19 protein-coding genes and 8 pseudogenes are annotated in these 26,644 nt (G+C 62.3%); 22 read left to right on the top strand and 5 right to left on the bottom strand.

The window, feature by feature from the left end; genetic code table 11:
• The first annotated feature begins 57 nt into the window (after window positions 1–57).
• From JQT59_RS37925 to JQT59_RS00910, 7 genes and pseudogenes are all read left to right on the top strand, one after another.
• Window positions 58–1,114, top strand: a pseudogene (locus JQT59_RS37925) (tyrosine-type recombinase/integrase).
• A gap of 221 nt (window positions 1,115–1,335) precedes the next feature.
• Entirely contained in the window at window positions 1,336–1,482 is a 147-nt protein-coding gene (locus tag JQT59_RS36550; RefSeq protein WP_249353578.1) for a hypothetical protein, read from the top strand.
• Between the two features lie 238 nt (window positions 1,483–1,720).
• Window positions 1,721–2,211: pseudogene (locus JQT59_RS00930) on the top strand (DUF6308 family protein); the annotation flags it as partial.
• A gap of 51 nt (window positions 2,212–2,262) precedes the next feature.
• Window positions 2,263–2,619: a histidine phosphatase family protein gene (locus JQT59_RS38205; RefSeq protein ID WP_502939695.1), complete on the top strand. Its 357-nt coding sequence runs from the start codon at window positions 2,263–2,265 to the stop codon at window positions 2,617–2,619.
• Window positions 2,620–2,794: 175 nt separating this feature from the next.
• Entirely contained in the window at window positions 2,795–4,162 is a 1,368-nt protein-coding gene (locus JQT59_RS00920; protein WP_213571546.1) for a hemolysin family protein, read from the top strand.
• On the top strand, window positions 4,155–5,171 hold the full coding sequence (locus JQT59_RS00915; protein WP_213571198.1) for a hemolysin family protein: 1,017 nt from the start codon (window positions 4,155–4,157) through the stop codon (window positions 5,169–5,171). The genes JQT59_RS00920 and JQT59_RS00915 overlap by 8 nt, the downstream gene beginning before the upstream one ends.
• 449 nt (window positions 5,172–5,620) lie before the next feature.
• Window positions 5,621–6,104: pseudogene (locus tag JQT59_RS00910) on the top strand (CNNM domain-containing protein); the annotation flags it as partial.
• A gap of 1,227 nt (window positions 6,105–7,331) precedes the next feature.
• On the opposite strand, the gene JQT59_RS00905 reads toward JQT59_RS00910, so the two are convergent.
• Complete coding sequence (locus tag JQT59_RS00905; protein WP_213571196.1) at window positions 7,332–7,754, bottom strand: hypothetical protein; 423 nt, start codon at window positions 7,752–7,754, stop codon at window positions 7,332–7,334.
• Window positions 7,755–8,044: 290 nt separating this feature from the next.
• On the opposite strand from JQT59_RS00905, the pseudogene JQT59_RS00900 reads away from it, so the two are divergent.
• Window positions 8,045–9,385: pseudogene (locus JQT59_RS00900) on the top strand (IS256 family transposase).
• 331 nt (window positions 9,386–9,716) lie between these two features.
• On the opposite strand, the gene JQT59_RS00895 reads toward JQT59_RS00900, so the two are convergent.
• The 4 genes from JQT59_RS00895 to JQT59_RS00880 form a co-directional block, all read right to left on the bottom strand.
• On the bottom strand, window positions 9,717–9,941 hold the full coding sequence (locus JQT59_RS00895; RefSeq protein WP_213571194.1) for a hypothetical protein: 225 nt from the start codon (window positions 9,939–9,941) through the stop codon (window positions 9,717–9,719).
• A 162-nt stretch (window positions 9,942–10,103) separates the two neighbouring features.
• Window positions 10,104–10,370 carry a hypothetical protein gene (locus tag JQT59_RS00890; protein WP_213571192.1) on the bottom strand — a complete coding sequence of 89 codons (267 nt, stop codon included), beginning with the start codon at window positions 10,368–10,370 and terminating at the stop codon, window positions 10,104–10,106.
• A 10-nt stretch (window positions 10,371–10,380) separates the two neighbouring features.
• On the bottom strand, window positions 10,381–10,926 hold the full coding sequence (locus JQT59_RS00885) for a 3-phenylpropionate/cinnamic acid dioxygenase subunit beta (protein WP_213571190.1): 546 nt from the start codon (window positions 10,924–10,926) through the stop codon (window positions 10,381–10,383).
• The gene (locus tag JQT59_RS00880) at window positions 10,923–12,305 is read right to left on the bottom strand and encodes an aromatic ring-hydroxylating oxygenase subunit alpha (protein ID WP_213571188.1); all 1,383 of its coding nucleotides are present in this window, start codon (window positions 12,303–12,305) and stop codon (window positions 10,923–10,925) included. Before JQT59_RS00880 ends, JQT59_RS00885 begins: the two co-directional genes overlap by 4 nt.
• 403 nt (window positions 12,306–12,708) lie before the next feature.
• Here JQT59_RS00880 and JQT59_RS00875 point away from each other — a divergent pair.
• The 14 genes and pseudogenes from JQT59_RS00875 to JQT59_RS00815 all read left to right on the top strand — a co-directional run bounded on the left by JQT59_RS00875 (window position 12,709) and on the right by JQT59_RS00815 (window position 26,626).
• Window positions 12,709–14,049, top strand: a pseudogene (locus JQT59_RS00875) (IS256 family transposase).
• Window positions 14,050–14,307: 258 nt separating this feature from the next.
• Window positions 14,308–15,129, top strand: a complete 822-nt coding sequence (locus JQT59_RS00870) for an alpha/beta hydrolase (protein ID WP_213571186.1) — start codon at window positions 14,308–14,310, stop codon at window positions 15,127–15,129.
• Between the two features lie 147 nt (window positions 15,130–15,276).
• Window positions 15,277–16,083, top strand: a complete 807-nt coding sequence (locus tag JQT59_RS38200; RefSeq protein WP_502939686.1) for an aldehyde dehydrogenase family protein — start codon at window positions 15,277–15,279, stop codon at window positions 16,081–16,083.
• Window positions 16,084–16,091: 8 nt separating this feature from the next.
• Window positions 16,092–16,787 (top strand): annotated as a pseudogene (locus tag JQT59_RS38195) (aldehyde dehydrogenase family protein).
• An 823-nt stretch (window positions 16,788–17,610) separates the two neighbouring features.
• Complete coding sequence (locus JQT59_RS00860; RefSeq protein WP_213571184.1) at window positions 17,611–18,810, top strand: amidohydrolase family protein; 1,200 nt, start codon at window positions 17,611–17,613, stop codon at window positions 18,808–18,810.
• 20 nt (window positions 18,811–18,830) lie between these two features.
• The gene (locus JQT59_RS00855; protein ID WP_213571182.1) at window positions 18,831–19,040 is read left to right on the top strand and encodes a ferredoxin; all 210 of its coding nucleotides are present in this window, start codon (window positions 18,831–18,833) and stop codon (window positions 19,038–19,040) included.
• The gene (locus JQT59_RS00850; protein WP_249353576.1) at window positions 19,037–20,230 is read left to right on the top strand and encodes an NAD(P)/FAD-dependent oxidoreductase; all 1,194 of its coding nucleotides are present in this window, start codon (window positions 19,037–19,039) and stop codon (window positions 20,228–20,230) included. The genes JQT59_RS00855 and JQT59_RS00850 overlap by 4 nt, the downstream gene beginning before the upstream one ends.
• A gap of 48 nt (window positions 20,231–20,278) precedes the next feature.
• Entirely contained in the window at window positions 20,279–21,430 is a 1,152-nt protein-coding gene (locus JQT59_RS00845) for an alpha/beta hydrolase family protein (RefSeq protein ID WP_213571178.1), read from the top strand.
• A gap of 73 nt (window positions 21,431–21,503) precedes the next feature.
• Window positions 21,504–21,755: a hypothetical protein gene (locus tag JQT59_RS00840; RefSeq protein ID WP_213571176.1), complete on the top strand. Its 252-nt coding sequence runs from the start codon at window positions 21,504–21,506 to the stop codon at window positions 21,753–21,755.
• The gene (locus JQT59_RS00835) at window positions 21,752–22,591 is read left to right on the top strand and encodes a DODA-type extradiol aromatic ring-opening family dioxygenase (protein WP_213571174.1); all 840 of its coding nucleotides are present in this window, start codon (window positions 21,752–21,754) and stop codon (window positions 22,589–22,591) included. Before JQT59_RS00840 ends, JQT59_RS00835 begins: the two co-directional genes overlap by 4 nt.
• A gap of 51 nt (window positions 22,592–22,642) precedes the next feature.
• Entirely contained in the window at window positions 22,643–23,686 is a 1,044-nt protein-coding gene (locus JQT59_RS00830) for a dihydrodipicolinate synthase family protein (RefSeq protein ID WP_213571172.1), read from the top strand.
• Window positions 23,687–23,971: 285 nt separating this feature from the next.
• Entirely contained in the window at window positions 23,972–24,757 is a 786-nt protein-coding gene (locus tag JQT59_RS00825) for an SDR family oxidoreductase (RefSeq protein WP_213571170.1), read from the top strand.
• 182 nt (window positions 24,758–24,939) lie between these two features.
• Window positions 24,940–26,020: pseudogene (locus tag JQT59_RS00820) on the top strand (S-(hydroxymethyl)mycothiol dehydrogenase).
• Window positions 26,017–26,626: pseudogene (locus JQT59_RS00815) on the top strand (MBL fold metallo-hydrolase). Before JQT59_RS00820 ends, JQT59_RS00815 begins: the two co-directional pseudogenes overlap by 4 nt.
• Window positions 26,627–26,644 lie beyond the last annotated feature (18 nt).

The raw sequence follows: 26,644 nt of genomic DNA, 5'->3' as shown, positions 1-26,644 counted from the left end.
CGACGGCTGGATGAGGCGCATGCTGACGGTGGCGGCTCGATAGGAGAGCGGCAGACGATGACTGTGCGGACGCGCACCGGCGACGGCGGCTTTGTGGTCGACGGCGAGTGGGAGGGTTGCGCGGCGGCGAACGCGTTCCTCAAACATCTGGCGGGGCGGGCGTTCAGCGTGGCGACGGTGCTGGCGTATGCGTTCGATGTGCTGAACCTGGCGCGGTTCCTGCTCGACCGCGATCTCGGATTGGCGGCGGTGACGCCGGTGACCGTGTTCGAGTGGATCGACAGGCAGGGTGTGCGCCGTGATCCCCGACCCGACGCAACGCCGAGGAACGACCGGCGGACTGCGGCGGCGTCGACGATCAACCGGCGGGTCGCGGCGGTGCGGGCGTTGTTCGAGTACCTGGTGATAACCGGGGTGCGCGCCGACAATCCGGTGCCCTCACCCCGGCGCGGGCAGGGACTCCGGCCGTCGGCTCGAGGACTGCTCGGGCATCTTGGGCCCGGCCGGCCCCGGGCCGGAGGCCGACTGGTGCGCCAGCCGCGGTTGCTGCCCGAATCCCTCGACGCCGACGCGGTGGACATGTTCGTCTCGTCGCTGCGCACCCATCGGGATCGGGCGATGGTGTGGGCGATGCTGCTCGGCGGTCTGCGCAGCGCCGAGGTGTGATCGCGTCGGTTGGCGGAGGTGGATTTCGGTCGACACCGGCTGCGGGTGCTCGGCAAGGGTTCGAAGGAGCGTGTGGTGCCGGTCGATGCGGTGTTCTTCACCGAACTATCGGCCTATCTGCGCCTCGAGCGGCCACCCGGGTTGGTCACACCGGAGTGCTTCGTGGTGCTGCGCGGCCCCACCGTGGGGGCGCCGGTGACCGAGGCCGGGTTACGATCGTTGTTCCGGCGGCACCGGGAGCTGTCCGGCGCCGGTCGAGTGCGTCCGCACCGGCTGCGACACACCTACGGAACCGAAACTCGCTTCCGCAGGAATCGATTTGATGGTGCTGCGGGAGTTGATGGGGCACGTGTCCCCGGAGACCACCGCCGAATACGTGCACCTGTCCATCGAGCAGCTCGCCGCCGGATACGGCGCCGTTGCGGGTCGGGGAACTGCTCGATCTTGAGCTCGGCAGTGTCGTCGATTACGGCCCGGCCGGGACAATGCCGTCGAAGAAGCGAGTGGTGGTGCACTCGCCTTCAGACCATCCTTTGTGCGCATCGATCACCGCGCATTCCTATCACTGAACTGGGCAGATGACACATCCTTGGATGTCCGAAGGGCCACGCCTGCAACGCGATACTGTCCACACAACGTCCAGTCAGCTCAGGCAATGGGGGAGATGCCATGACCGGTGCAGCAACCACGCCGCCGCTCGGGAAGATTCTGACGGCCGACGAGATCGCCCGGTTCGTGGTCCGCGTCGCGTATCCCACCAGGCCGGTGGTGCTGGTCGACGAGGAACTGGCTCTGGCCGGCGCGGGCCTACGGTGATTGGCGGGGTGCGCTGGGACTGCCGGATCTGGCGGAGAAGGTGTGCACGCTTCTGCCGGAGGCAGCCGACGGCCAACGCCGCGGTCGACACCGCCCCTGATTCCGGGCTCGGCGCGTAGCGACCACCCCGGCTCGGTTCCCGGTCGCCGGCGCCTGAGGGTGGGAGGGTGTGGGGGTATGACATTCGGCTGCCGACCACTCTCGTGACCGACTCGGATGCTGCGGCGTCGCGGCGCTGATGAGGTATTACGGCCGCCCGTATTTAGTCGAGGACGCCTACGTCGGGGCGCAATTCGACTCTTGGTCGAGCACCGGTGACCGGGTGGGGGAGGCGGACCGGTTCACTGCGGATGACCTGGTTCGGCGGGTGTTCCTGTCCGTGCAGGTCCCCTCGAAAGCGGCGCGGGCGATCCTCGAAACCGAGGCGAAGGCGCTGGACGCCCTTCTGACGGCGATAGGGCCGGATCGGGACCTGGTTCGACGAACCGGACTGAGCCCTGGATGGCCCGCGTGGGACCTGGAAACCGCCCTCCGTGGCCGGCGCGACGTGGGCTGGACGAAGGCAACGAAGCTGATCGCCCGCAAACGCTCCCGGCTGTACCCGATCTGGGATTCGGTCGTCAGCAGGTCCTGGGCACCGAGCGATCACATCTGAACCCGGTCCGGGAGGCGCTGCGCGCCGACGACGCAGCGGTGCATCACCGGTTGCTGTCGATCCGGGAGGAGGCCGGCCTCCCCGAAGAGATCTCCGCGCTCCGCGTGTTTGATGTCATCGCGTGGATGGACGGCAAAAACCGCGGGGACGTCGTGATGCCGGATTGGTCGCGCAGGAGCTGTGTCGTCGCCCGCGAGGAGGTGGGCCGGCGGCTGCGGATTACGACGTCCGATCTCGAACGCGCCGCGGAGACTGCGCGAATCCTCGCCGACGCACTTGGTGCTGAGGTCAGGGCGGATGCGCGGTTGCGGAGATCAGTTTCGGGGAGGCTGAGGGGCGACCGAACGCCTGGTTGTCCGGTCGGCAGATTCCGGCACCGAATGACGATCGGCTCGATTACCGGGGACCGGCCCCGGGCGCGGAGACCACGACCGCAGACCGAGTCCAGCGCACCGGTCAGGTCCGCGTGGCTGGCTGGGTGAGTACCAATCGTAAAGAACCCTTTACTATTACTGGTTCGTCCACCTGGTAGCGACGTTCGTGTCCCCGAATTACAGAGAGAGCTATGAGCAGCGCTTCGCGCAAACGTAAACCTCGAAGACCCCGCCCGCCCCGCGCCGACCGGAGCCCCGCACCCCCACTGGACGTGCGCAGATGATGACCGTCGTTCTGAGCATCGCGTTCGGCATCCTCGTGGTCGTCGCCATCACCGCGCTGACCGGGTATTTCGTGGCCCAGGAATTCGCCTACATGTCGGTGGACCGCTCGCGGCTGAAGGCGCGGGCTGAGGCCGGTGACACCGGGGCCGCCCGGGCCCTGACGGTGACCCGCCGCACCTCGTTCATGCTGTCCGGCGCCCAACTCGGTATCACCGTCACCGGGCTGCTGGTCGGCTACGTCGCCGAACCTCTCATCGGACGAGGACTCGGCGAACTCCTCGGCGGCGTCGGTGTCCCCACCGCGGTGGGAATCGGACTCGGCGCTATCCTCGCCGTACTCTTCTCCACCTTCGTCCAGATGGTCTTCGGTGAGCTGTTCCCGAAGAACCTGGCGATCGCCCGACCCGAACCGGTCGCCCGCTGGCTGGCCCTGTCGACTACGATCTATCTGAGATTGTTCGGCTGGCTGATCTGGCTGTTCGACCAGTCCTCGAACCTGCTGCTGCGAGCGCTGCGGATCGAACCGGTGCACGATGTCGAGCACTCGGCGACACCGCGGGACCTCGTGCACATCGTCGCGCAGTCGCGTGAGACCGGAGAGTTGCCGCGCGAGCTGTCCACTCTGCTCGATCGCATTCTCGACTTCCCCACCGAGACGGCAGAGCATGCCATGATCCCGCGCTCCCACGTCGACACCGTCCGGGCCGACGAACCGGTGTCCGCGGTCCTTCACCGGATGGGGGCCGGGCACACCCGCTACCCGGTCGTGGGTGAGAGCTCGGACGACCTGTACGGGGTGATTCACCTGCACGATCTCCTGGGCACCTCGCCGACCGGAACGGCGGCCTCCCGGTGCCGGACCCCGGTGGTCATGCCCACGTCGCTGCCGTTGCCGCAGGTGCTCACCGCGCTGAGCGAGGCGAAGGAGGAGATGGCCCTGGTGATCGACGAGTACGGCGGATTCGCCGGGATCGTCACCATCGAGGATATCGCCGAGGAACTGGTCGGCGAGATCGCCGACGAACACGACCCGGACACCGCCCCGGCGGCGGCCGGATCGGAGGCCGACGGCTGGATCATGCCCGGTGATCTGCACCTCGACGAGGTCGAACGCCTCCTCGGTCACCGCCTGCCCGCCAGTGATGCCGAAACCCTAGCCGGTGCCGTCATCGCCGAGTTCGGGGGGCTTCCGGCCGTCGGTGATCGCGTCACCATCGCGCTAGAGCCCGACCCGGGCGACCTGGTGAACGACACCGAACCGCCGGAGCGGCGACTGACCGCCGAGGTCCGCGACATCGACAAGCATGTGCCGTCGACGCTGTTCGTCACCTTCGCCAGCACGTCGGAGGAGTCGGCGCATGAGTAGTCCCTGGCTCATCCTGGTCGTCACGGTCGCACTGATCGCGGCCAGTGCGTTCTTCGTCGCGGTCGAATTCGCGCTCATCGCGGCTCGCCACCACCGCCTCGAGGATGCCGCACCGAACAGCAGGGCGGCCCGGGCCGCCCTGCGCAGTGCCTCGGAGCTGTCGGTGCTGCTGGCCGGTTCGCAGCTCGGTATCACGGTGTGTACCCTGGCGCTCGGCGCGATCACCAAACCCGCCGTGCACCACTGGCTGACCCCGGCGTTCGAAGGCTGGGGCGCACCGTTATGGCTGGCGGACGTCGCCGGGTTCATCCTCGCCCTGATCATCGTCACCTTCCTGCACCTCGTCGTCGGGGAGATGGCACCGAAGTCGTGGGCGATCGCGCACCCGGAGAAATCGGCGACACTGCTGGCGATCCCGATGCGCGGCTTCATGTGGGCCACCCGACCCGCCCTCAATGCGCTGAACCGGATGGCGAACTGGTGCCTGATCAAGGTCGGGGTGACCCCGGTCGACCAGGTTCTCTCCGGCCAGGACTCGGACGCACTGCGCCACCTCGTCGAGCACTCCGCGACCGCCGGCACCCTCGACGAGCGCTACCACGAACAGTTGACCAGCGCCCTGGAACTCGAGGCGCTCACCGTCGGGGAGATGGTCCGGCCGAACCCGGCACCGAGCAGTGTTCCGCCGGAGGCGACACCGGACCAGATTCGCGCGGCCTGCCAGCGCAGCGGACATCTACGGCTGCTGGTCCGCGGCGACGCCGGGGTCGAGGGCGTCGTACACGTGCGCGACAGCCTGCACGCGCCGCCGACATACACGGCGCGGACGTTGATGCGCGCGGTGCTCACCCTGCCCGCCGCGGCACCGGTGTACGAGGCGCTGCGGACCATGCGCGAGACCCGCAGCCATCTGGTGCTCGTCCTCGGCGACGACGGCGAGGTCACCGGGCTGATCACCCTCACCGACGTGCTGCATCGGCTGTTACCGGCCACCCGAGCCATCACCTGACCGAACGCCCCGACACAGCGGGCCCTGGCAGGGACCGATTTCCGGTCAGGGCCCGCTGTCGCGGTAGAGCCGAACGAACCGAAGGCCCCCACCAGCACCAGCATGGTGCCCACCGCATCAACGCGATCACGCTTCTCAGCTGAATCAGCACACTCCGCGGCACATACGCGAATGTGGCCGAGAACCGCGGCCGGCGCAACCCGGTGTTCATGATGCCGCTCGCCGCGGCACGCGCACCCACCGGCCGTGTCCGCCCACGCACCGGTGATGAACCAGCGCCGATCCACCGCACACGGATGACCATGTCCGTTTCGTCCGTTTTCTCCTACACTGAACCCGACCCCGCGATCGATGGACTTTTCCAGGAGAAAAGGGCATGGGCCACCGTCACAGACCCCGGCCCCCGACTGTGGCGGCGGCGTTGAACGACATCGTCGGTCAACGCCGGACTGGTGCTGGTCGGTGGCGTGTTCGCGGCCACCGAGATCGCCCTGGTGTCTCTGCGAGAGGGGCAGATCCGGCACCTGCAGCGGCAAAGGAGCCGCGGCGCCCGCACCGCCGCGCTGGCCACCCGTGGCCGGATTCCTCTCTGCCGCCTACGGCGCCGCCACCTTCCCCCCCCTTGTGCCTACCCTCGAATCGTGGGGCCTGCCGACCGGGGCCGTCGACGCGACGCTCTCATCGGAATCACCCTGGTGATCGCCTACCTGTCCCTGATCCTCGGCGAGCTGGTTCCCGAACGCTGCGCTGCAACGCACCGGGGTCGCCTGTCGACGGCACCGACCCTGGATCAGTTCGCCACAGTGATGCGCCCGGTGATCTGGGTGCTCTCGGCCTCGACCGACCTGCTGGTGCGCCTTCTCGGTGGCGACGAACGAAGCGATCACTCACGAGGAACTGCGCGATCGGTCCTCGTCGAACACGGCGGAGCCGTCGACGAACTTGTGGGACACTTTCACCGGAAGTGCCTTTCCTGAACTGGCGGGATGGTTGTATGAGAACTCCAATCTTCCCAGTTCAGGGGGCCTTTCTTCAGTTCGACACGCTGCTACATAGCTGATCCTTCGGTGGAATCAGGCCTAGGTATCCAGTTCGGCGGTGCGGAGTCACTCCTCCCCGCCTGGCTTGATCGAGTCATGGCACGCCCGAATTATTTCGGGTGGTTTCGTCGGCAGGGCGCGGACCTGCACAAGGCCCTGTGCAGGAACGATGCGACTGGTCGGCGAATTCATATCGGAAAAGGAGACGGTATCCGATCTCTCTGTTGTGCAACGGGACCGGGATCGGGACCACTAGCGACGGCATAGCCGCATCGAGCCCGTTACAGCGACGTCAGGTGAAGGAGCGACGGGTGAGCCAGAGACACCGGAGACGATGATCGCTCCGCCTCTGGAGGTCGAGATCGTTCGGACGCGCGGGGCGACCACATCCTGCATATCCGGCACGTTCGGACACTAGTTCGGCGACCACCAGTTGGGGTGCTGCTTTTCGGAGTACCGACTTCGTCCACGTCGAGGTCTCGACGTTCCGGTTCGACCACGGCAAGGCAGGGTAGACGGTGTCGAACGGCGTACGTCGGATCGCGTACACGGAGCGAGCACGCTCATCCCGGTCGCCATGCGCCCTTGGCAAGGGGAGCGCGGATTGAACCGATCGCGGTCGATGGGACGCGAACGATCACACTGGCCACGTGGATATTTCACGGTTCAAAATCGCGGGCGGAATCCGTCGGGAATTTCAGCCACCCGTCTGGCGCGCCGTTCGGTTTCGGCTTGGCCTGGCGACGTCGAGAGTGAGCGTGAGCCGTCATAAGAATCCGCGGGTAACCGGTTCTGACGATGGCTCTCGACCAAGGTCAGCGAGCGACCCGCCGTGGTCCTCGAGACCGTGGACCACTTCTTCGAGTAAGCCTCGATCATCGAAGCCCTGGCCGAGCGCCATCATCAGAACCGTTGGCCCGCTCAGTGGCCCGCGGTTTCCTATGACTTCCTCGTCGCATTGCAGACCGCGATGCCTGTTTGGAGCAGCCGGTATCTGCGCGGCGGCGCGGGAGCCGTCAGAGGTTATCGGTTCTGAACGGGTAGTTGCTGTCATCGTAGGAAGCGTGGTCCTGTTGCTCGCCGAAGAGATTGTGTGACTGTCGAACCCGATGATCGAGCATCAGGTTCTCATGGCTGAGTAATCTGACTCAATAGTCAGGACTCGTTGCAACCGAGGTCGGAAATACACTTCGGCGACGAAACTCGATTCTCCCGCCAGCAACGTGTGTACCCCGAGAAGGGCGGCGATCGTATAGATCGGAGAACTTGGCACATCGACAACACGCGCACCCGACACCGATTCGGGCATTACACATTGCACGCCGACCGGCCACCACGACTGATCGCGTTCGACGCCGGCTTCACTGGTGACACCTGACCGGATCGATCCCTGACATACGTCACCGGTCCCGCCTTCAGCCGCTGCGATCCAAGGCCATATCAACGCCCGCAAGATGAGCAGCGCACTACTGATCACAACGACCATCGAGGCCCAGACGACCCATTCGCGGCGCACGTGTGATTCCAGCGTGGTCGGATACATCGACGGACTGGAGGACGAAAACTCCAACTCGGCTGCGCCAGGAATCGAAGACCTCCGGCACGCACTCGACACACGTGTCTCCCGCGCCCGAGGAACCACCACGAGAACCCACGCTTCGCATCACACTTCGGTTCCATCTATCACCACACGGACGGGCACCGGAAGTCCCCGGCTGAGGAATGATCGAAACCTGTGGATTCCGGGAGGACGCACCTTCCCGGATGATGATCTGTACACGAACAGGATTCTGATCAAGTCCAGCGCGCCAACGGTGGCGGGAAGGTACGCCCGTGCTCACGGTAGTGGACTACGACGACGACTCCAACGAGACCGGCCAGGCAGTCGGCGCGGGCCGCTCGTTGCTCGACGAGATCGTCCGTGACGGTGCCCGGCAGATGCTCGCCGCAGCCCTGCAGGCCGAGGTCGCCGACTACATCGCCCGGCATGTCGGTGAGATCGACGACAACGGTCACCGGCTGGTGGTTCGCAATGGCTACCACGCCGAGCGCGAGGTGGTCACCGCCGCCGGCGCGGTGGGCAGTGAAGGCACCGCGGGTCAATGACAAGCGCGTCGTCGACCCCGACACCGGTGAACGTAGACGGTTCTCCTCGGCGATCCTGCCGGCATGGGCCCGCAAATCCGTGCAGGTGTCCGAGGTGCTGCCGCTGTTGTACCTGCACGGGCTCTCGACCAGGCGACTTCGGTCCCGCCCTCGAACAGTTCCTTGGCACCGGTGCCGGCCTGTCGGCCAGCTCGATCACCCGCCTGACGACGCAGTGGCAGGACGAGGCGAGAGCCTTCGCCGCCCGGGATCTCTCGCAGGCGGATTACGTCTATCTCTGGGTCGATGGTATTCACCTAAAAGTGCGTCTAGAGCAGGAGAAGCTTTGCCTGTTAGTGATGATCGGGGTCCGCGCCGACGGCCGCAAGGAGCGTCGCCCGCTCCGACGGGTACCGGGAATCGACCGAGTCCTGGGCGGACCTGCTGCGGGATTGCCGCCGGCGTGGGACGCGGGCCTCGGTGCTGGCGGTCGGTGACGGTGCCTTGGGGCTCTGGTGGGCCCTGCGCGAGGAGTTCCCGGAAACGCGGGAACAGCGCTGCTGGTTTCACAAGCAGGCGAATATTCCTTCTGCGCTGTCGAAGTCGGCTCATCCCGGTGCGTTTGCGGCGATGAAGAAGATCTACCTCGCCGAGGACATCGACATGGAGCAGGTGGTGATCAAGGCATTCGAGATCGATTGCGGCGTGAAGTACCCGAAGGCGGTCGTGAAGATCACCGACGACGCCGACGTGCTGCTCGAGTTCTTCCGGTATCCGGCTGAGCACTGGGTGCATCTGCGTACGACAAATCCAATCGAATCAACTTTTGCGACAGTGCGTTTGAGAACCAAGGTGACCAAGGGTCCGGGGTCGCGCGCGGTGGGGATGGCGATGGCCTACAAGTTGATCGAGGCCGCCCAGGCCCGCTGGCGGGCCGTGAACGCCCCGCATCTGGTGGCGTTGGTGCGGGCCGGTGCGCTGTTCCACGAGGGCAAGCTCCTCGAACGGCCCGTCGAGATCATCCCGGAACCGTCACCGGACACGCCGGTATCCGAGGTCGCCTGGCACACCTCAATCCACAGGATTTGACGATTCCTCATGTGCGGCATGATCCTTCTCACCGGTGACAATCACGTCGTCTTCCACGATGTCGTGGTCGGGCGCTGGGGTGGGCATCACTCTGCTCTCGTATGACGTGACGAGCTCGATAACTGGTTCTGTGTAGGACTAGACCCCAGCGCCGAACCGAACGCGTAGACCCGAACCGAAAGCGTAGACCCAAGACCGAATCTCGGGCCAGATGGCGTCTCACTTTGGTGTCGCCAGGGTTAGGCGTCTTTGACCAACGCCGATCTGGCTGGAAACTAGCGGGACGCTTTCACGCTCGAGTTCGAACACCGGTCGCTGGGGGCCTAGCCTCTTACGCGACAGACTCGCGCACGCGTGTGCTGGTTTGCTCAAGTGCGAGTACCTGCAGGCTCCGAGGCACCGACGGTGCCGCGGGGTTACCGACAAAGTTAAGGATACGACGATAAAACTCAGTAGAACTGAGGCCGAAGGTCACCAGGATGTCGCCAGCTGGTGGCCCGCCAAACGGCAGCCAGCGCATCGCCAGATCGACCATCGCCTTATGGTCGGGGTTCATGTTCCCTCCTAATGGGAGTCGATCAGCGAGCCTTTAGGCGGCACACAAGATAGAGATCTTCGCACGAAGAGTCTGTTTAGCGGGGAGTGGTGTGAAGACTGAGGCACACGCGGTCCATCCACGTTGAGCTGAGCAACAAGGGGCCTGGCCATAGCCCTATCACTAGGTTTCGCGAGTCACGATATGGAGACCTTCCTTGAATGCGGGGCGTTCATTGCCAGGTACTGTCGAAACCAGAACTGCGGTCAGGTCATCTGCTGCAACTGACGCGATAGCTTCAAGTACAACCGCATCAATGAGAATTTCGCGCCCAGCTCTCGGGGCTTGTACACGCAGACGAGTGCCGTTGCCATGAGGAACGAGGTTTACCACCGCCTCGGCAAACTCATTCGTGATGCGAAGCTCAATGCCGCTATTGTTATCAGACATCTCTCACCTATCAGAAGAACATGGAGAGGTTGTGGGCGCCGATAGCGGTTTGATCTAGGCATATGCGTCGCCGGGCGATCCGGAAACTTTCGCCAATCAACCGAAGTCGATCATATCGCACGGCGGAAATGAGATCGTACTCGACGGATTCACCACGGCTTCGGTACACCAGTTCATTCGAAGCAACCTCATATTCGTCATCCGAGTCGGTTGGCGAGACCATCACATTGGTTACGTAGTGCCTCACTCGCGATGGTGGCTGCTCGGACCACGCGAAGTCGGTATACAACCGATCAACGCGAATGCCTAAAGTCTGTTTGGAGTCGTCGAAAGACTTCGCGGAGCCGAACGGGTCCGACCCCATCTCACGGTTGAGCCGAACGGGGATCTCATATGTAGCGTCGTCACAAAAAAGCTGAACCCACTCATGAAACATGCGCTCATCGAGCAGCCGTGTTTCGTAGTTCAAGAAGTGCCGAACTCGATAGTCGACCTCAACGGATACAGCTGGCTGATCGCCGAAAGTATGGGCGTCGGCAACTGTGCTGCTAGTCATTTCGAAGCCTCGCTTGCGTCATAAGTGGCCTCGGTCGCGCGATCGCCCGACACATACGAAGCCCATGTCGACCACAGATTGCGGAAGTTGGAGTCGTTCATATAGGGCTGCACAACGTGCCCTGGCCCTGGATAATCTGGAACTTGCTGCTGGTCGATACCCATCACATATGGCAGATCGAGCTCACGAATCGCGCTGCCCTGCAACTGGTGCGTGATGTTGTTGAAGTTCTCCATGTCATCCTGCTCAAACATCCCACCTGGCCCGAAGGCGAGGGTGTACGCACGGTAGGACTCCTCTTTGAACTCCTGGGAAGCGGACTTGGGGACGAGGCACCACGAGGTCATCCTCATGCGTCCTGCGCGTAAAGGCTGAGCTTGCCGCATTGTGCAGAAGCGCACTCCATTCTCACCGGGAATACGGCTAAATGGCTGGCTCAGAAAATTCAAATTGGGAAAAACGAGTCCTACTGCTGTCCGCACTGGGCTGAATGCCTGCCGCTGGGATTCTGTCAGCGACTCATCAAGCTCGGACACGATATCGCTCGGGAAGCCCATAAATGGCGGCATGCCGGGAGTCTCGCCCAACCCGATGCCGTGACCTTTCCCAGCGATGTGTGCAGCATGTCCTGTGCTGTGGGTGGCACCTGACGAGGCGAAGTATCCGAGGTGGAAGCCGAACTGGTGAGTGACAGGCGTGTGGTATCCGTCACCTGAGCTGTTTTCAGCCCACAGCTTCCAGTCACAGTTTGATTCCCAAACGTCCGGCGGCCCAAAAACCTCGACGCCGTCGATTCCGGCTTTCAGATAGTAGTCAAGATAGAATTCGAATCCACCCAAGTAGTCTGACAAGCTTTCGACCTGATCATCGAGGCAACCGAAAATCAAACCCTGGTATGATTCGATCTTGACGGGAACCAAACCCCAGTCCGCCTTGTTCAGGTTGTCCCCGTAGCCCTGTTTGTGGTAGGGCACAGCAACTAGGTCACCATTATTCTTGTAAACCCATCCGTGGTAGGAACAACGAAAGTGTGAGGCATTTCCCAGGCTCGACTTGCACATCTGATTTCCGCGATGGCGACACATGTTGAGGTGGGCGTGGATCTCTCCATTCTCGTCCCGAGCAACGAGGATGGAGTTGTCGGCGATGGTTCGGATAACGTAGTCGCCTGCCTTCGGAATTTCAGACTCATGGGCGAGAAAGTTCCAAACTTTGCTGAATAGATTCTGCTTTTCCAAGTCGTAAACGCCCGGCTCATTGAAAATCTTCGCAGGCAAGCGGCCAGAGTGAATGTTGTCCGCAACGCGGCGAACTAGTTGCATCGCAGCGCTGCTATCTGGCTCGACATTCGGTGGACGGTGCTCGTGTGTGAGTGCCATTGCTTTCCTTTGCAGGTGTCGGTGCTGAAGCTCAAAATAGACCGACCTCTACTCGTGCGTACCTGAGAGGATCTGTGAGAGCCGCTGTAGGGACAACGGCCGATCGCGAGTCCAAACGTCGAACGAGCGGGGGCTGACACCTAGTGTCTGCGGGATGCCCGTCGTATGCTAGGCGCTGAGTAAAAAGTTACCCGTTCGGGGTAACAGATAATGACGTAGTGGTAAAAACGGAATTCGACAGATGTCTGTGGATGCTGCGGGCTTCAGCGTGCCCGCGGCAAGGGGCTGAGGAATGATCGAAACCTGTGGATTCCGGGAGGACGCACCTTCCCGGATGATGATCTGTACACGAACAGGATTCTGATCAAGTCCAGCGCGCCAACGGTGGCGGGAAGGTACGCCCGTGCTCACGGTAGTGGACTACGACGACGACTCCAACGAGACCGGCCAGGCAGTCGGCGCGGGCCGCTCGTTGCTCGACGAGATCGTCCGTGACGGTGCCCGGCAGATGCTCGCCGCAGCCCTGCAGGCCGAGGTCGCCGACTACATCGCCCGGCATGTCGGTGAGATCGACGACAACGGTCACCGGCTGGTGGTTCGCAATGGCTACCACGCCGAGCGCGAGGTGGTCACCGCCGCCGGCGCGGTGGGCAGTGAAGGCACCGCGGGTCAATGACAAGCGCGTCGTCGACCCCGACACCGGTGAACGTAGACGGTTCTCCTCGGCGATCCTGCCGGCATGGGCCCGCAAATCCGTGCAGGTGTCCGAGGTGCTGCCGCTGTTGTACCTGCACGGGCTCTCGACCAGGCGACTTCGGTCCCGCCCTCGAACAGTTCCTTGGCACCGGTGCCGGCCTGTCGGCCAGCTCGATCACCCGCCTGACGACGCAGTGGCAGGACGAGGCGAGAGCCTTCGCCGCCCGGGATCTCTCGCAGGCGGATTACGTCTATCTCTGGGTCGATGGTATTCACCTAAAAGTGCGTCTAGAGCAGGAGAAGCTTTGCCTGTTAGTGATGATCGGGGTCCGCGCCGACGGCCGCAAGGAGCGTCGCCCGCTCCGACGGGTACCGGGAATCGACCGAGTCCTGGGCGGACCTGCTGCGGGATTGCCGCCGGCGTGGGACGCGGGCCTCGGTGCTGGCGGTCGGTGACGGTGCCTTGGGGCTCTGGTGGGCCCTGCGCGAGGAGTTCCCGGAAACGCGGGAACAGCGCTGCTGGTTTCACAAGCAGGCGAATATTCCTTCTGCGCTGTCGAAGTCGGCTCATCCCGGTGCGTTTGCGGCGATGAAGAAGATCTACCTCGCCGAGGACATCGACATGGAGCAGGTGGTGATCAAGGCATTCGAGATCGATTGCGGCGTGAAGTACCCGAAGGCGGTCGTGAAGATCACCGACGACGCCGACGTGCTGCTCGAGTTCTTCCGGTATCCGGCTGAGCACTGGGTGCATCTGCGTACGACAAATCCAATCGAATCAACTTTTGCGACAGTGCGTTTGAGAACCAAGGTGACCAAGGGTCCGGGGTCGCGCGCGGTGGGGATGGCGATGGCCTACAAGTTGATCGAGGCCGCCCAGGCCCGCTGGCGGGCCGTGAACGCCCCGCATCTGGTGGCGTTGGTGCGGGCCGGTGCGCTGTTCCACGAGGGCAAGCTCCTCGAACGGCCCGTCGAGATCATCCCGGAACCGTCACCGGACACGCCGGTATCCGAGGCCGCCTGGCACACCTCAATCCACAGGATTTGACGATTCCTCAAGTGCGGGGTGGGCCCCCGATGTGGCGTACTGGGTCATCGGCGTGAAGCGGTGGTGCCTCTCTTCGAAAGGTTGGGCGACCAACTGCCTCCCGAGCCGGGGTCGAACTGGCCGTAGAAGCTCAACCTCGAAGACAAAGATTCGTCCATAGACGGTTCTCTGCCATCGCAGTTGAGCTCGAACCAACCATCTCAGATTGACCCATTCGGGTGACGGGTCTAAAGATGGTCGACGCCGTATCATACAAGAATGCCGAATCAACCAGCGTCTGCGGTTACCGATGTCGTGAGCGGAATTGCCTTGACCAGGTGCGAGCCCCCTGTTGGTGTTCCGGTTGGCGAGAACCCGATCGTGTTCGTTCATGGAGGGTGCCACGGAGCATGGTGTTGGTCAGACTGGCAGTCGTGGTTCGCCGCGCGTGGTCGGGGCAGCATCGCACTGGACTGGCTGTCACACGGGTCCTCGAGGCGAATCGACGAAGGTGACTGGCTCGAACGGCCAATCACGGCCGTGGCTGAGGATATCGAGACCGCCGTAGAGGTTGCCGTTGCAGCCTACGGAGCTGAGCCCATCGTCGTCGGCCACAGCATGGGCGGTCTCGCCTCTCTGGCTTATGCCTCAACCACTGCGCGTACCCTCGCCGCGCTCGCTTTGCTAACTCCTGTGGTACCGCGCGCGTTCGCTGGCGCACCCATTGACATCGAAGTCGACATGACGCAACCCTGGGGCCCGCCACCTCCTGACGTTGCGCGGCAGATGTTCTACTCCGGAGCGGATGACATCGCCGCTGAAAGATATTTTTCATTGCTGCAACCCGAATCTCCCGCAGCTGTATGGCAAGCGACGCGGTGGACCGCCGAGGTTGACGTCACCCAGGTGCGCGCACCCGCGGTAGTGGTGGCTGCCAAAAACGACCTTCTGGTTCCGGCGGAGAGCGTCCGCGCGCTCGGGCGCGCTCTGGGTGCTCATGAGATTGTCCTCGCCAACGCAGGACATGGCGTTTGTATAGATCCGGGTTGGGAGTCGCTCGCGGCGGAAATCGAGGCGTGGCTAGTCGAGGCAACTCGATAGGAATAGAACCGACGCAATGGACATTGCCCAGCCCGGACGAAGCGCGACCGGGCGCTCGGCCGCTGAATAGTCTAATTGTAGAAGCATGGGCGCATAGTCAACCTGTTGTCGGCCGAGTCTCCCAACCAATGTCGAATCGTTTCGGGCATGTCAGAACATTCAGAAAAGATTGTGCGGAGAGTTTCGAGGATGAATACACCAGGGCGGCACCTTAAAGCAATTCGAGAGGCGCCCCTCTGGACCGATGGCACTGTCGAGGGCGCCGGCGTATTTGGTGTTGAAGACCCAACTATGTTTGAAGTCATTGCTCAGGTGCCCGACGGTGACCGCGCCGATGCCGCGTCGGCCGATAACCGCGCCGATGCCGCGTCGGCCGTTAACCGCGCCGACGACGCCTTAGCTGCATGGTGGGGTACACCACCGCGCGTTCGTGCTGAGGTCCTGGCCCGCGCGTACGGCTTGATGCTGGAGGATCGCCGTCGCCTGTCGGACTTGATCACCGGCGAAAATGGAACGCGGATAGCGAAGTGCTCTATGCAGCTGAGTTCGTTCGGTGGTTCGCGGAGGACGCCGTTCGAGGGGACGGGCGCTATGGTGCCGCAACAAGCGGACAAGCTCGGACCATCGTCACGCATCTGCCCGTGGGCGTGGCGGCGCTTGGGAGACCGTGAAACATTACCGCCGCCATGGCAACTCGGAAAATCGCCCCTGCTCTGGCTGCTGAATGCACTGTGGTTCTCAAGTCTGCTGATGAAACGCCCCTTACGACTATTGCGATTGCTCAGCTACTGGCCGACGCTGGTGTCCCGACGGGGGGTCAACGTAGTGCCCAGCACCCGAGCCGCTGAGGTGGTGGGCGCGTGGCTGGACGATGCTCGCGTACGCAAGATCTCGTTCACAGGTCAACCCAAGTCGCGCGACGCCTACTACGTCATGCTGCTGACCGAATTGTAAATTCCTCTATGGAGCTTGGAGGAAAAGCGCCATTTATCGTGACCGAGGATGCAGACATTGACGCTGCAGTCGCGGGAGCAATGACTGCGAAGTTCCGCAATGGTGGCCAGGCCTGTACAGCTGCCAATCGGTTCTAGGTGCATGCCGCCGTAGACGAGGAGTTTACCGCCCGACTCGGCGCTGCGGTGGAACAGCTCACGGTGGGTCCCGGGTCGACTGGCGCCGACATCGGACCCCTCATCTCTCGACGCGCGGTTGACGGAGTGTCCCGTCTGGTCGATCAGGCGGTTGCTGAGGGTGCGCGTGTCGCTTACCGGGCAGCGGTCCCCGGGGGCGCCGGCTGGTTCTATCCGCTGACTATGCTGACTGATGTACGTCCCGATGCCGCGGTCGTGAGTCGCGAGATATTCGGTCCTGTCGCTCCTATCATTTCGTGGGACGATGCGGGTCGCATGCTCTCTTTGGCCAATACAAGTGAATTCGGTTTAAACCGAATATGTTAACGCCTGGCACGTTGCAACGCGCGATTCAGATTCCCGAGAAACTCGAAGTTGGCATGGTCGGCATCAACCGGGGGGGGGGTGTCGGACCCCTCGGCGCCGTTCGGGGGCGTGAAGCAAAGTGGGCTTGGCCGCGAAGGCGGACGACACGGTATTGAGGAATTCCAAGCGATCCAGTACTTCAGCGTTGACTGTCCGGTGTAATCCGCCGGGAGTAGGACTGCAGATCGCAGTGTGTCGATGGGTAGGGACGCCACAGGAGAGAGGTGTGTTCTGGATTCTGTCAAGGCGGCGTCGAGCTGCCGGCGAAACTCCCGTGAACAAGGTTGCTGATCAGTCAGCGCCCGAGATTCCGGCGAGTCTGGGAATGACCCTTGCCTGGGGGTTTCCCTCCAAGAAATAGGTTTTAGCCGCGATAATGGCAGACCTGATGCTGTTGATGCTGGCGATTCCGACGCGTCTTAAAGTAGACGAACGATAGACCCTGATCGGGTATCGAATAGATCCGACTCGGCCGGGGATGCTACAGCTGCGGACTGTGGCGTCTGACGTGTATCGAATAGTAATTGGCCCATATCGGACCAGTCGGAGCGCCAAACGAGAATCACGACTCAGCGCTCTCGGCCCGGTGGCAATTGGCAACTGGCAACTGGCAACTGGGTACGGGACAGAAGTAACCCTTCCGGGGGATGGCCCGACGTGTCGACCGGGGATACCGTCAAAGATGACGCCATGTTGATGGTATTGACAGCCAAGGAGACAACGTGAGTTCGGTTGAGGTAGGCAAAGCCCCCGCGCACGCGGGTAGGATCCGCAGCGCATTTGGACGCAACAGAAGCGCATCTCGACGTAAAGCGAAAGTCGGCAGGTCTCATGTCGTGTGGGGTTGTGTAGAAAGACTCTCTGAAATGGGATGCAACCACCCGGAGGCTTTTTGCAAGGGTGGTGCGCCTCGGGAGAATGTGCCTGAGATAGCTACCGAGGGTCACATGAGGCGCGACGACGCGCAGGACGGGCAGGTTGGCTAATGGCGAGCTTGGCTATCACTAATGCCGGCACAGTCCTGTCTGGCGACTACATGAACCCGGTGTTAGACGGCGCCGACACCGTAATCGTCGACGGAAGTGTCATTGTCGCAGTTGGCTCGCTCGAAGACCTAGGGACTCAGGTTGATGATGCCGACGTGACAATTGACGCGCGCGGCACAACAGTTGCTCCAGGCTTAATAGACTCTCATTGCCACGTTGTGCTCGGTGACTACACGCCACGGCAGAAGACGGTCGACTTCTTGGCAAGCTATGTACACGGGGGAATTACGAGCGTTGTCTCGCCAGGCGAGATCCATGCTCAAGGGCGCCCTCATGACGCAATCGGAGTGAAGGCGTTGGCCATTGCGGCGATGTCTTGCTTCCGCAACTTCCACCCAGGTGGCATGACCGTTCACGCCGGCGCGGTCGTTCTCGAGCCAACTTTGACCCAGCAGGACTTCGCCGACTTGCAGCACGCTGGGGTGAAGCTCGCCAAGTTCGGCTTCGGCCGCTACGCGGACCCCGCCGACGGATACGACCAGGTGCGCTGGGCACAGCAACACGGCATCACCGTGATGTGCCACTCCGGCGGCGCAAGTATTCCGGGCAGCAAACCTATCACGCCTGATCATCTGTTGCACTTGGCCCCCGACGTATGTGGGCACATTAATGGTGGGCCGACGTCGCTCCCTGCCGAGGGCGTGGACAAGATCATCGATGATACCGAGATGGCTTTACAACTGGTACAAGCGGGGAATCTGCAATCGTCGCTGCGCATCCTACAAAAGGCCCACTCAGACAATAAGTTTCAGAGAATAGTGATTGGCTCTGACACTCCGACCGGCACTGGTGTAATGCCACTGGGAGTCATCAAGACCATTGCCGAATTGTCTTCGTTTTCTGGCATTGACCCCGCCATGATTTGGGCGGCAGCGTCTGGCAATAACGCACGCACCTGGGGTCTCGATTCGGGGTTCGTCCGGGCGGGTTCAGTGGCCGATCTCGTGATTCTTGACGCTCCCTGGGGATCAAGTAAGCAGGACGCTCTAGGTGCCTTGAGTATCGGTGATATTCCTGGCGTCACCGCAGTTGTCACCGCCGGCATCGTGCGGAACCTCACGAGCAGGAACACCCCACGGGCAGCCAGGTTGCCAAGCATTTCACCGGAGATGACCCATCTCGCCTCCGACGGCCACTAGGACCACGTGCAGGAGTGAACATGAAAATTCGACTTCATCTAGACGCTGCGAAGTGTCAGGGGTATGCCAACTGTCTGATTGAGGCGCCCACGCTCTGGGACTTTGACGACGAGAGCGACCGTGCGGTCTTGTTGGTCAGTGAACTGGACGAATCGCAGCGTGAACGCGCCGAAGCATCGGTGAGATGTTGTCCTGCCCAAGCGATTTCGATTGAAGAGATAGAACCGTGAGGCGGGTTCTGATTGTAGGAGCCTCGTTGGCTGGGGTCAGCGCGGCGGAGGGTCTGCGTGACAGAGGGTTCGAGGGTGAGGTTCACCTCTTCGGAGCTGAGAAAGAGATGCCCTACACCCGTCCGCCGTTGTCCAAGGACGCAATGGAAGGGCCGGAACCAACTGCGGAGACGCTGGCACTGCACGAACCGGCGTGGTATGCCGAGAAGGGCATAGATCTGCATCTGGGCTCCTCTGTGACCGCACTGGATACCGCCGCCAGACTCATTCGAGACGACTGTGGGGCTACTCACCCGTACGACGGGTTGGTCATTGCTACCGGATGCGAAGCACGAGGTTTACCCCACGGGATTCTCGGCGAGGGTGTCGGGGACTTCTTGCACACTCTACGTACCGTCGCTGACGCCACCCGACTACGGCAACGGCTGTTGCCCGGTACCCGTGTAGTGGTGATCGGCGCTGGATTCATCGGCCTGGAAGTTGCCGCGACCGCGGCTAAGCTGGGCGCCGCCGTCACGGTAGTCGACATCGCGGCCGCCCCGCTGAGCCGTGTCTTTGGAGACGTCATCGGTGGCTGGTTCACTGCCCTGCACGTCGGTCACGGTGTGGACATTCGCTGTTCGACATCAGTCGCGCAGGTTAACCGGCGCGGTGATCATGTCGACGTGACACTCACCGATGGTCAACGTATGGCCGCTGACCTCATCGTGGTGGGCATCGGTGGCCGCCCGGCCGTCGACTGGCTAGTCGGCTCCGGTGTAAACGTCGATTGCGGAGTGGTGTGTCAGCGAGACTTGGCTACCTCGGCACCCTCAGTCGTCGCTGCTGGTGATCTCGCCATCTGGCATAACGCCACCTTTGGCGAGACGATGCGGATCGAGCACTGGACGAATGCGGTCGAACAGGGTCGGCACAGCGCGGGTCGGCTGCTGGATGACCGTACACCGTTCGTCTCCATCCCGTACTTCTGGACAGATCAGTTCGGCGCCAAACTCCGGTTTGTCGGCCGCGCGTCCCCCGATGACGATGTCGCCATTGAGCATCAGGATGACAAATCCCTTGTTGCGCTATTCGGGAGGCACGGAAAGCTGCGCGGTGCGGTGTGCGTCAACGCACCACGCAGACTCGCCGAATACCGTGCTGCCCTGGACCAATCAACCGCGTGGGCCGACGTCGTATGTACCGCCTAGCAGCGAAGACACTCAAACCCTTAGCCATTTACACGAAAGGAAAACTACATGACGAACTCAGCAACTGAGGCGCGTACTGACTCGCTTTCCGTTATTGAACTCTTCCCCCAGCACGAGGACTGGTCACTGCAGACAATGCGCTTGCTCGCACAGGTGGCCGTCGGCGGCGCCGACCTGTTTGAATGTGCCCGCACCGCTGCGCGAATCGGCACGACCACCACCGACGATGAGGTGTGGCATCGCGAATGGAACCGGACAGCGGAGGAAGTTGCGGCGACCGCAACCGCTGCACTCGCCGCCGGGGACAACACCACCGCAAGGCGGGCGTTCTTCCGCTCATGCAGCTACTACCGCCACTCCGAGTTCTTCCTCGGGTCTCACGATCCTCGCCGTGAGCACGCCTACCGTGCCGGCACCGCGAACTTTCAGAAGGCTGCCGAACTCAGCGATGGACTCATCGAACGCATTAGCGTTCCGTTCGAAGGTACCTCCATGGAGGGCTACTTCATTCGACCTGATGCCAGTGGCAAAGAACGCGCGACCGTGCTGTTCTTGGGCGGCGCCGATTCCTGGGCCGAAGAGCTCTACTTTCTAGGCGGTACCGAGTTCCCCGCGCGCGACATGAACGTTGTGGTTGTCGATACCCCCGGGCGAGGGAGTTCGCTACGTTTCAAGCAGCTCTATAGCCGCCCGGATTACGAAGTGCCGGTGAAGGCCATTCTGGACTTTATCGAAGACCGAGATGATGTTGACGAGAGTCGGATCGGTCTGGCGGGTGTGAGCTTCGGTGGATACTACGCACCTCGAGCGGCTGCCTTCGAACCGAGGGTGAAGGCTGTCGCTGCCTGGTGTGGAACTTGGAGTATTCTCACCGACTTCTACGAGTTCTACCCGCCGCTGCGTGAGCAGCTCCAATGGCTGTCTGGATCAAAAGATGACAGCGAAGCCCGTAGCAAACTGGCAGAGTTCACCTTTGAAGGAATCGCCGACAAGATCGACATTCCAGTCTATGTCATGCACGGGACGAGCGACATCATTATGGACATTGATGGAGCGCGTAAGTTCGTCGACGCGCTAACCGCCAAGGACGTCACCTTCGACGTCTACGACGCCGCTGGTTCGCTGCACTGCAGCTATGACTATCTCGCCGTCGCTGCCGCTCGCTTGACTGACTGGTTCGTCCACAAGCTGGGCTCTTGACTGCAAGCACAATACTGTCCCAGAGCGAGGTACTCAGTGCCGCGGCACTGAGGTGCGCTAGAAGGAGGAGCAATTGTATAGCCTGCACCAACTGCTGTGGGATATCCGACGTGACGCAGCGGTCAAAGACGCTTACATGGCCAACAGTAGCCAGGTGCTCGACTCTTACGGAGTCAGCGGGGATCTGCGCTGGATGATGCAGCGGCTGGACTTCAAGGGCCTTTACGAAGCCGGTGTGAATCCGTACCTGCTGTACTTTTGTGCCATCCAGCTTGAAATTGACCGAGCCGAATATTACGCCCGAATCAGAGGTGAACTGGTATGAGTAGCGGCAAGATTGTCGGAGGATTTGCAGCCTCTCACTCACCGGGAATCACCGGGTGGCCCGATCGCGCGGAAGCCGTGAAACGTCGCAACGTGGAGGCAGCGTACGCACAGGCGCGAGACCGCATCGAGGCGCTGCGACCAGATGCCATCATCGCCGTATCAGTTGAGCACTTCACCAACTTCAATCTAGGAAATCTTCCCGCCTTCGCGGTGGCCACCGGTGAGTCATACCTGGGCCCGGTTACCGCGGAGATGGCGAATTTCGTTAATGTGCCGCAGCACCGCTATCCCGGTGCGGCTGACCTAGGCCAGCATATTTACCGGTTTGCGCTGGAGTCAGAGTTCGATCCCGCGCTGGTTGAAGGTGGCCTGGATTTTGATGAGAACTTCTGTGTGCCGTTCAAGCATCTCGACCCAGACAGCCGGTACCCCCTTGCTCCCATCATCGTCAACGGCGTCAATCCGCCCTGGCCTTCACCGCGTCGCTGTTACGACTTTGGGAAGATGCTCGCTCGTGCAGTAAGCGACCAGGAGGCGTACGAACGCGTCGTTATCGTTGGCACCGGGGGACTTTCGCACTGGGTTGGCCTGCCCGAGTCTGGGAACGTCAATGAAGAGTTCGACCGGGATTTCCTCGCTCGGCTCGACGATGGCGACCCGACCCATCTGACCGCCTACACGAAGGACGAGATAGACGCGGCTGGTAACGGCGCCCACGAGATTAGAACTTGGCTCGTCGCGGCGGGCGCGGTCGGTGTGGGCTTCGAAATTTTGGCCTACGAGGCTGTCCCAGAATGGCTCACAGGAACATCGGTCGCGGCCGCCCGTATGTGAAGGCCACTAGTTTCCACCTCATTTTTCCATCCACACAACAGGAGATCATTGATGACTAAGCAGCCCAGAATCACTGGCGCCGACCTGCGCGGTGTCATGGCCTATCCGCCCACGCCAGCCTTGCCTGGAGCGGAACGCGTGGACGCTAAGGACACCGTTGACCTGGTCGAGACCGAGCGAATGATCCGCTCCCTGATCAATGACGGTGTCGACGCGATCGCCCTCAACGGGACCCTCGGCGAAATGGCTACCCTCACCATCGAGGAGTGGAAAGCATACGCCGCGTGTGTCGCTGAAACCGCCAAGGCGATTAACCCTGACTTCCCGATCTTCATTGGCGCGACGACGCTGAACACACGTGACACGGTGTCGCGGATGCAGTACTTGGCCGACCTAGGCATCACCGGCACCCTTCTAGGTCGCCCGATGTGGGGTGAGATGGTGGCCCCGGTCATGGAACGGTTCTATCGCGACGTCGCAACGGCAGTCCCGGACATGGCAATCGTGGTCTATGACAACACCGCCGCGTTCCGCGGAATCATTCCGCGCCGGGTGTACAAGACCTTGGTCGAGCTGCCGCAGGTCGTGGCGGTCAAGTACGCGGGTGGCGCCTCCGTCGGTTTCCGTTACCACAATGATATGGCCCATACTGGCACCCACTTCCCGCTGATGTCGATTGAGACTGACTGGTTCCCCGCCTGGGAGATGTACGGTGAGGAGTTCGTCGGCATGGCTTGGTCGTCCACGACCGCTATGGGACCTGGCCCAGTGCTGGAGCTACGCGATGCGCTGCAGCAGGGCCGATTCGACGACGCCCGCTGGCTGACCGAGCGGTTGCGGTGGGCGCACGAACCGTTCCTTGTGGGTCAGGACTTCATGGAGTTCGCCAAGTACAACGTTCCCCTGGAGAAGATCCGCGTCAACGGTGCCGGTTACATCAACGTGGGTAAGTGCCGGCCGCCCTACACAGAGGATTTGGTGCCGGAGGAGCACGTGCGCACAACGCACGAGCACGTCGAGCGATACAAGCAGATCCGGCAAGAGATCGAGGCGAAGTTCGGTGCGCGCGCGTCTACGCAGGTTGCCGCGGTGTAATCGACACTGCAGCGACTAGCACCGATCAGCTTGATTGGTGCAGCGGTCCTGGCAGGGAATCGCCCTAGGGGCGGCCCCTGCCAGGACCGTAATGTTCGACCTGAACAACCGCCGGCACAAGAAGTGACTCACTGCTTAGAAGTCATTGGTCTCGTTCACCGAACTAGCTAAAGGGATGTGCCACTAAGTTCTGGCGTTTCAGTGCATAATAAACGTCATTTATGGCGATGAGCATTTATCATTCTCCGAGCCTGACTGGCAAACCATCGACCAGGAGTGCGCCCTATGACGCGTGACGAAAGACTCACAAAGAATACTATTCTGGTTCTCGGCGGTGGCTCAGGTATCGGCCTAGGCGCAGCGTTAGCTTACCACCGTGCCGGGGCACATGTCGTCGTGCTCGAACGCGCACCAGATATCGCCGAGAAGCTCGCAGGGAGTTCGGAATTGGAGGTCTACGTCGGCGACGCGACTGACCCCGACACCGTAAGTGAGGTGATCGACTCGATTGTCGATAACCGTGGGAGGTTGGACAATCTGACGTGCTGTGTAGGAGTTTTTGACCACTATGCTTCATTGCGAAATTTGAACGCGCAACAATTCGAACAAGCAGCGGCCGAAATCTGGCGTGTGAACGTACTCAGCACGCTGTCGGCTGTGCGGCTGGCATGGCCCGCACTTAATGACGCGCGTGGTTCGGTTACCCTAACTCTGTCGGAGTCGGCGTTTCGGGGATCTGGCGGCGGCGTGCTGTACGGTACCTCGAAGTGGGCCCTACGCGGCGCCGTCGCACACCTGGCCGTGGACTACGCTCCCAATGTCCGGGTGAATGGCGTCGCACCTGGCGGAACCGCTGCAACCGGCTTCTCTGGCCTGCTCGCACTTGGTCAAGACGAACTGTCAGTACGCGACTCCGTTGGTCGCGAGGAGCGCATCGCCCGCTCCAATCTGTTGGGAGTAGTGCCGACCCCCGAAGACCTTGCGGCCGCCTATGTCTATCTCGCCGATCCACAGGCTGGCCGGGTTCTGACCGGCGTCGTAATCAACGCAGACGGGGGTTGCAGGGTCTGAGAATAGGCTTGGCCTTTGTTGTTCGCCCCGAACCGGCTGTCACCGCCTGGAGCGGCGATGCTGCACTCTGAGTAGACCGCGATCAGCCGTACCGATAAGGCTGTGGCGATGTGTTCCGGCGATGCCACGACGCGTCGCCGTCCTTGCGAACCCACGTCGCACACGTACCCCGAACAACGCAGTTGCGGAAGGAACAACGCACGTCTCAGACAGTCAAGGAAGTCATCTCGCGCAGCAAGAAGGCGCCGACGGAGGTCGTGGACGTGGTGATCCCGGACCCGGGTGCGCGTGATGTGGTCGTGGCGATCAAGGCGTGCGGTGTCTGCCACACGGACCTGGCCTACCGCGAGGGCGGCATCAACGACGAGTACCCGTTCCTGCTCGGCCACGAGGCCGCGGGTGTGGTCGAGTCGGTCGGTTCCGACGTGACCCACGTCGAGGTCGGCGACGTAGTCGTCTTGAACTGGCGTGAGGCAGTGTCGTGCCTGTAAGCGGGTTCGTCCGTGGTACTGCTTCGACACCTTCAACGCCAGCGTGCCGATGACGCTGACCGACGGCACCGTCCTGACCCCGGCGCTAGGGATCGGCGCGTTGCCGAGAAGACCCTCATTCACGAGCTGCAGTGCAAACAAGGTCAATCCCGGCACCGGCCCGGCCGTGGCCGGATTGCTCGGCTGCGGTGTGATGGCCGGGATCGGCGCCGCGATGAACGCCGGCAACGTGGGCCGTGGGGATTCGGCTGCGGCGGCGTCGGTGTTGCCGCGATCGCCGGTGCCCTCCTGGCCGGTGCGACGACGATCATCGCGATCGACCGCGACCCCGCGAAACTCGAGTGGGCGAAGGACCTCGGTGCCACCCACATTATCGACGGCTCGAAGGTCGATGACGTGATCGCCGCGGTGCAGGAGCTGATCGACGGCAACGGCGCCGACGTCGTGATCGATGCGGTCGGCCGCTCGGAGACCTACAAGCAGGCCTTCTACGCGCGTGACCTCGCCGGGGTCGTCGTGCTGGTCGGTGTGCCGACTCCGGAGATGACCCTGGAGATGCCGCTGGTCGACTTCTTCTCCCGGGTGCGCTCAAGTCGTCGTGGTACGGCGACTGCCTGCCCGAGCGTGATTTCCCGATGCTCATCGATCTCTACGAGCAGGGCCGTCTGCCGCTGGACAAGTCGTCACCGAGCGCATCGGCATCGATGACGTCGAGGCCGCGTTCTCGGCGATGGAGGCCGGAAAGGTGCTGCGATCGGTGGTGGAACTGTGAGCGGCGAGTTGCGCATCGACAACGTCGTCACCTCCGGCACCTTCAGCCTCGACGGCGGCACCTGGGACGTCGACAACAACGTGTTGGCTCGTCGGCGACGACGACGAGGTGATCATCATCGACGCCGCGCACTCCGCGAAGCCGATCCTCGATGGCGTCGGCAACCGCACGGTGAGGGCGATCGTGCTCACCCACGGGCACAACGACCACGTCACCGTCGCCCCGGAACTGTCCCAGGCCACCGGCGCGCCGATCCTGTTGCACCCCGGCGACGACATGCTATGGAACGACACCCATCCGATGTCGCGCACCAGGACCTCGAGGACGGGCAGAAGATCGGGGTCGCCGGCACCGAGCTGACGATCATCAACACCCCGGGCCATTCGCCGGGCTCGTCGGTGATCCATCCGAAGGTGCTGTTCTCCGGCGACACCCTGTTCCAGGGCGGGCCGCTCGTTCTCGAGCTTCTCGACGATCATCGCCTCGATCACCGAGAAGATCTTCACCCTCGACCCCAAGACGAAGGTCTACACCGGCCACGGCGACGGCACGACCGTCGGCGACGAGGCGCCGCACCTCGAGGAATGGATCAAACGCGGCAACTGACATACGGCCCTAAGGGCA

This window comes from Rhodococcus sp. USK13 (assembly GCF_018343855.1).
Taxonomy (GTDB): domain Bacteria; phylum Actinomycetota; class Actinomycetes; order Mycobacteriales; family Mycobacteriaceae; genus Rhodococcus_F; species Rhodococcus_F oxybenzonivorans.
The sequence above is the reverse complement of the archived record's forward strand: the minus strand, read 5'-3'. Positions and strand labels throughout refer to the sequence as shown.

Excerpts from the sequence above, each read along its gene's own strand:
- JQT59_RS36550 (WP_249353578.1), top strand. The coding sequence starts at position 1,336 with ATGACCGGTGCAGCAACCACGCCGCCGCTCGGGAAGATTCTGACGGCC.
- JQT59_RS38205 (WP_502939695.1), top strand. The coding sequence starts at position 2,263 with ATGGACGGCAAAAACCGCGGGGACGTCGTGATGCCGGATTGGTCGCGC.
- JQT59_RS00920 (WP_213571546.1), top strand. The coding sequence starts at position 2,795 with ATGACCGTCGTTCTGAGCATCGCGTTCGGCATCCTCGTGGTCGTCGCC.
- JQT59_RS00915 (WP_213571198.1), top strand. The coding sequence starts at position 4,155 with ATGAGTAGTCCCTGGCTCATCCTGGTCGTCACGGTCGCACTGATCGCG.
- JQT59_RS00905 (WP_213571196.1), bottom strand. The coding sequence starts at position 7,754 with ATGTATCCGACCACGCTGGAATCACACGTGCGCCGCGAATGGGTCGTC.
- JQT59_RS00895 (WP_213571194.1), bottom strand. The coding sequence starts at position 9,941 with ATGAACCCCGACCATAAGGCGATGGTCGATCTGGCGATGCGCTGGCTG.
- JQT59_RS00890 (WP_213571192.1), bottom strand. The coding sequence starts at position 10,370 with ATGTCTGATAACAATAGCGGCATTGAGCTTCGCATCACGAATGAGTTT.
- JQT59_RS00885 (WP_213571190.1), bottom strand. The coding sequence starts at position 10,926 with ATGACTAGCAGCACAGTTGCCGACGCCCATACTTTCGGCGATCAGCCA.
- JQT59_RS00880 (WP_213571188.1), bottom strand. The coding sequence starts at position 12,305 with ATGGCACTCACACACGAGCACCGTCCACCGAATGTCGAGCCAGATAGC.
- JQT59_RS00870 (WP_213571186.1), top strand. The coding sequence starts at position 14,308 with ATGCCGAATCAACCAGCGTCTGCGGTTACCGATGTCGTGAGCGGAATT.
- JQT59_RS38200 (WP_502939686.1), top strand. The coding sequence starts at position 15,277 with ATGTCAGAACATTCAGAAAAGATTGTGCGGAGAGTTTCGAGGATGAAT.
- JQT59_RS00860 (WP_213571184.1), top strand. The coding sequence starts at position 17,611 with ATGGCGAGCTTGGCTATCACTAATGCCGGCACAGTCCTGTCTGGCGAC.
- JQT59_RS00855 (WP_213571182.1), top strand. The coding sequence starts at position 18,831 with ATGAAAATTCGACTTCATCTAGACGCTGCGAAGTGTCAGGGGTATGCC.
- JQT59_RS00845 (WP_213571178.1), top strand. The coding sequence starts at position 20,279 with ATGACGAACTCAGCAACTGAGGCGCGTACTGACTCGCTTTCCGTTATT.
- JQT59_RS00835 (WP_213571174.1), top strand. The coding sequence starts at position 21,752 with ATGAGTAGCGGCAAGATTGTCGGAGGATTTGCAGCCTCTCACTCACCG.
- JQT59_RS00830 (WP_213571172.1), top strand. The coding sequence starts at position 22,643 with ATGACTAAGCAGCCCAGAATCACTGGCGCCGACCTGCGCGGTGTCATG.
- JQT59_RS00825 (WP_213571170.1), top strand. The coding sequence starts at position 23,972 with ATGACGCGTGACGAAAGACTCACAAAGAATACTATTCTGGTTCTCGGC.